Below are 309 nucleotides of genomic sequence, written 5' to 3' on the forward strand. Positions count from 1 at the left end.
CATCGAAATAGGCCATGCCACGGCAACGCTGCCAGACTTTCGATTGGGCGTTGATCGCGTTCTTCCACAGCTCTTTGCCGGTGTCGGCATCCAGTGCGATCAGGTTGTTGTGCGGGGTGCAGATGAACACTTTATTACCGATCTGCAGCGGGGTGAGCTGGTCTTCGGCACCGTTGCCATCGCTCTCGGCGACGTCACCGGTGTGGTAGGTCCACGCCACTTTCAGCTTGTCGACGTTGCTGCGGTTGATCTGGTCCAGCGCAGCAAAGCGGCTGCCGCCCTCGGTATTACCGTAGTGCGCCCAGTCTT

The 309-nt window shown here is 59.2% G+C and carries 1 pseudogene; it reads right to left on the reverse strand.

Annotation, left to right across the window (positions count from 1 at the left end):
* Window positions 1–309, reverse strand: a pseudogene (locus tag CVN76_RS00640) (PQQ-binding-like beta-propeller repeat protein); the annotation flags it as partial.

Source organism: Bacillus sp. mrc49 (assembly GCF_002803435.1).